Consider the following 4,690-nt stretch of genomic DNA (forward strand, 5'->3'; position numbering starts at 1 on the left):
AGAAGTAAAGACGAAAAAGAAAAAAACTGACTATCCGCAGAATATTTTTAAGGCTCTTGGATTAGAAAAGGAACCAACAGATGACCAGATTATGGGCCTTGAGTATGCGATTCCCATGATAAAGGAAAGAGAGCAGGAAGTTATAAGGTATAGATTCCAAGAGGGTTTGACCTATAAAGAAATTGGTGAAAAGCTTGGTGTTTCTGACGGAAGAGCAGGACAGGTGTGTAACCTTGCAATACGTAGGCTAAAAAGAGATATTAGTTTCCAGTGGATCAAAGATGGATATGAGGCAACTGTGAAGAATCATAAGAAAGCAGTGGTTGGACTTTCTGTAGCATTTGAAACTTTGGGAAAATATGAGCAGTCGAAGCGGGTGTATGACGAACTTGGCAGTATTAAAGGCCTTGGTTCTGAGAATATCAAATGTCTTTTGAATATGGGAATTGATAACGTGGGGCTGCTTGTTCTTCTTGCCCGTCAAAAGAGATGGGAGTGGCAAGTATTTGGAATTGGTGACTATGCAGCTACGCATATAGAGAAGCTGCTATATGATGAGGGCCTGGGTGTGAATATTCAGGATAGAAGTCATTTTGTTTGAGAGGGTTGAGTAGTATGGACGTAAATGAAAGAGACTGGAAGCTTTTCAGAAAGTACCTTCCTGATTGGCAGGAGAACTACATGGAAAAGCTGATCAAAGACTACATTGAGTTCCTCAAAGGTGATGGGCTTGCATCTGACAAGTTCTGGGAGCTTGAAAAGAAGATTAAGGCAGACAGGAAGAATCCAGGAGTTCTTTTGCAGGATGTCAGAAGATCAAATTTCCATGTGCATCTGGCGTCATTGGTGGGTTATGAGGTTATCTCAATGAAGGACCTTGATGGATTCAGTGATGAAACTAAAGAAATAGTAGAGCGTATGGTTAGATGAGTTCAGAATGGGGTTTGGGATTGTAATGGATTTTAAGAAGTTAATGAACTCGGAGGAGTATGATTTCCTCCGGACAAATGAAAGACTTGGAGATAGAATAATGTTGCTGGGCCTTGGAGGCAGTTATTCATATGGTACCAACAATGAAGGCAGCGATATCGATTTCAGGGGAGTGACACTTCAGATGCCATCTGATCTGTTGGGAATGACTGAATTTGACCAGTACGAAGATGACAAAACAGATACAGTTATTTATGGTTTCAATAAGCTGGTTAAGCTTCTTTTAGAGTGCAACCCAAACACTTGTGAAATGCTAGGACTTGATGAGGACCAGTATCTTATCAAATCAGATCTAGGACAGGAACTTATAGATAATACACATCTATTTTTGTCCAAAAGAGCTATCAAGTCTTTTGGAGGATATGCTGACGCTCAACTTCGCAGGCTTCAAAACGCCATAGCAAGGGATACGCTTCCTCAGAGCGACAGGGAAAAGCATATTCTGAAATCTGTTATGAACGCTCTGGATGATGTGAACAGAAGATATTATGGCAAGAACGGAGATATCAGGCTTTACATTGATAAGGCTGAAAATCCAGAGCTGGATACAGAGATTTTTGTGGATGCTAACTATGAACACTTTCCGCTTAGGGACTACACTGATCTTTGGGGAGTGATGAGAAGTGTTGTCCGAGACTATGACAAGATTGGAAAGCGTAACAAGAAAAAGGATGACAACCATCTGAATAAGCATGCTATGCATCTTATCAGACTGTTTATGATGGCCATTGATATTCTTGAAAAGGGTGAGATCATTACCCATAGAGTAAACGATCTTCCTACGCTGCTTGCGATCAGAAAAGGCGATTTCATGAAGGAAGACGGAACCTTTTCTGAGGAGTTTTATGAACTTCTGGAGGAATATGAGAGAAGGCTTGATGAAGCTGCGGCCACGACTAAGCTTCCGGACAATCCTGACATGGAGAAAGTTGAGAAGTTTGTTGAGAGAATCAACAGGATTGCTGTTAATGAGGAGTTTTGATGAGAGATATTGTAAAAGAGATAAATGAAAAACTTGATGAGATAGAGGCAAAGGAAAATGTCCATATTCTGCATGCGATTGAGTCTGGAAGCAGAGCATGGGGCTTTGCATCGCCGGATAGTGACTATGATGTACGCTTTGTTTATGTAAGAAGGAAAGAGGACTATCTGAAACTGAATGAACCAAGAGATGTTATTGAATGGCAGCTTGATGAAGTTCTGGATATCAATGGATGGGATTTAAAGAAAGCTCTTTTGCAGTTTGCACGAGTAAATGCCACTCTTTTTGAATGGAGCGGATCACCAATTGTTTACAGGACTACACCGGAATGGTAAAAGATAACTGAAGTATCAAAGCAGTATTTTTCCGAGAAATCCGCAGTATATCACTATTATGGGACTGCAAACAAGACATACCAAGAGAGATTCTGGATTACATTACGAACTAATACTGATTTTATCAACCACACGTTAAATGACAGGACTGAACTTTCCTATTAAAATAAAAAAGCATAGATGTTGTTTTTGGGTTTAATATCATTGAGATTTGCAGGATAGTAACATAAATATTGAACGATAACATATTTAATGTTACTATAAAAGAAAAATGTTATCGAGGTGATATTATGCTGGAAAATGCTTTAAAAAACGCCTTTGGTATAAACTGTCATTTGGAACAAATTAAACTAAAAGGGTTACCTTTATACATGGTATCAGGAAGAGTCTTCTATAGTGCTGTAATGGGAGATGCATCATTTTTGATTGTCAAATTGTCAGACAAGGAGAAATTCGGCGTTGTGGCATTTAAAAAGCAGCTTTCTCAGTATATGGAAAAGACAGGGCTTAATGTGGCATTTTGCTTTGATGACATCACAAGAGTACAAAGAGATGCGTTGATAGCAAAAGAGATTCCGTTTATTTCATTACCGGATCAGATTTTTTTGCCTTTCCTTGGGGTAATGCTTAGTAATAACTTAAAAAGAAAAATGATTGTGTCTACAGACAAAATGATGCCAGCAACGCAATGCCTTTTTCTTTATCTGTTATACAAAAGTGGAAATGACTTTTTCATAAAAAAGCAGGCTGCAGATGATCTTGGATTGACAAAAATGTCAATTACCAGAGCTTCAGAGCAACTTAAGCAGATGGACCTTATCAGAGAAGAACGTGTAGGAAAAGAGATAAGGATGGTTCCTAACTATAGAGGGCGTGAGCTATTTGAGGTAGCAAAGGATTATCTGATCAACCCTGTGCAGAAGGTTGTCCATACAGAGATTACAAAAGAAGAAGGATTGTTCATCGCCGGAGAAACGATGCTAAGCAGACATAGCATGCTTGCTGCACCAAGCGAGGATGTATATGCTGTCGTTAAAGGCAGCGATATTGTGAGTAGCTTTGAAGAGATAGATACGAGATGGCAGGATGATATTACGACGAGTAGGGTAGAACTTTGGAAATATGATCCGGGACTATTTGCAAATAACGGCGAAGTAGATCCGGTATCACTCGCCATGAGCCTGTCAGACAATGCGGATGAACGTATTGAAGGCGAATTGCAAAGTTTTTTGGAGGAGTATAAATGGTAGCGGGAATTGATTCTTTTAGAGATAAATTCAGAGGATTTGAAGATTGCTACACAGTCATTGGAGGAGCAGCCTGCGATATTCTTATGTCGGAGGCTGATATTGATTTCAGGCTGACCAAAGATATTGATATGATTCTGATCTTAGAGGATAAAAAGGAAGAGTTTGCAAAAAACTTTTGGGAATATATCAAGGAAGGCAAATACAAATGCGGCTGGAAAAACAGTGATAAAATGCATTTTTACAGATTCACTGAGCCGATTGATGGATATCCTGTGATGATAGAACTGTTTTCAAGAAAGCCTGGGTACAATCTTGAAGTCGAAGAAGGGATTATACCAATTCATATAGATGATGATACTTCTAGTTTATCGGCAATTCTATTGAACGATGATTTTTATGATTTTATGTTAAAAGGGCGAAGAGTTGTTGATGGTATCAGTGTTTTAGGTGCTGATTATATAATTCCTTTTAAAATGTATGCCTGGGTTGATCTGAAGCGAAGAAAATCAAAAGGGGAACATGTTAATGAACGCGACTATAAAAAGCATAAGAATGATGTGTTCAGGCTTCTTCAGATAGTTGCCCCTGAAGTAAACATAGAGACCGAAGGACTTGTTCGCGAGAGTATTGAAGCGTTTCTGACAGAAGTTATATCTGAACCTGTAAGGACAGAGCAGCTTGGATTACAGATATCTATGGAGGATGTTTTAGAAATCCTTCGTTCAAAGTACTTATAAGAACAATTAATAGGAAAAGCGCCTTTTAGGAGGCGCTTTCAGACTGTAGACAAAGGGGGCTGTCGCATTAGATGATTAAATCATCTGGGCGATGGCCCTTTTTCAGGCCTAAAAATCGGTACTTATATCTGCTTTCTGCTCATATCTCATATTTTTAGAGTAACTTAATAGTCCGAAGATATCTTCGGATCAGATACAAGAGTTTGATTTTTAAGGATCAAAAATTATGCCGTTTTCTTTAGCTAAAAAAGATGAGTTCCTGTTCGGCCGGCCATGATCTTGTGATGCAGTTTATTGATATCGAATCCGATTGCAAGCAACACGCTTTGTGCAAGAACATTCTTCGTCCCCTTATACAAATATCTTCTGAAGTTCATGTCTTCTTTTACATTTGCA

5 protein-coding genes and 1 pseudogene are annotated in these 4,690 nt (G+C 39.0%); all 6 read left to right on the forward strand.

Annotated elements, in window-relative coordinates; all coding sequences use genetic code 11:
• The coding region (locus BM146_RS18770; RefSeq protein ID WP_278308535.1) for a sigma-70 family RNA polymerase sigma factor at nucleotides 1-601 on the forward strand (601 nt) is incomplete at its 5' end.
• 14 nt (nucleotides 602-615) lie between these two features.
• Nucleotides 616-930, forward strand: a complete 315-nt coding sequence (locus tag BM146_RS18775) for a multidrug transporter (RefSeq protein ID WP_074892199.1) — start codon at nucleotides 616-618, stop codon at nucleotides 928-930.
• A 7-nt stretch (nucleotides 931-937) separates the two neighbouring features.
• Nucleotides 938-1,972: a nucleotidyltransferase domain-containing protein gene (locus tag BM146_RS18780; RefSeq protein WP_330391888.1), complete on the forward strand. Its 1,035-nt coding sequence runs from the start codon at nucleotides 938-940 to the stop codon at nucleotides 1,970-1,972.
• Nucleotides 1,972-2,394 (forward strand): annotated as a pseudogene (locus BM146_RS18785) (DNA polymerase beta superfamily protein); the annotation flags it as partial. The gene BM146_RS18780 and the pseudogene BM146_RS18785, both read left to right, overlap by 1 nt.
• Before the next feature lie 284 nt (nucleotides 2,395-2,678).
• Entirely contained in the window at nucleotides 2,679-3,557 is an 879-nt protein-coding gene (locus BM146_RS18790; protein ID WP_177201755.1) for a MarR family transcriptional regulator, read from the forward strand.
• Nucleotides 3,551-4,294 carry a hypothetical protein gene (locus BM146_RS18795; protein WP_074892202.1) on the forward strand — a complete coding sequence of 248 codons (744 nt, stop codon included), beginning with the start codon at nucleotides 3,551-3,553 and terminating at the stop codon, nucleotides 4,292-4,294. The genes BM146_RS18790 and BM146_RS18795 overlap by 7 nt, the downstream gene beginning before the upstream one ends.
• The last annotated feature ends 396 nt before the right edge of the window (nucleotides 4,295-4,690 follow it).

Origin of the sequence: Butyrivibrio proteoclasticus, assembly GCF_900115735.1 — a bacterium.
In the GTDB taxonomy this organism is placed as follows: Bacteria; Bacillota; Clostridia; order Lachnospirales; family Lachnospiraceae; genus Butyrivibrio; species Butyrivibrio proteoclasticus_B.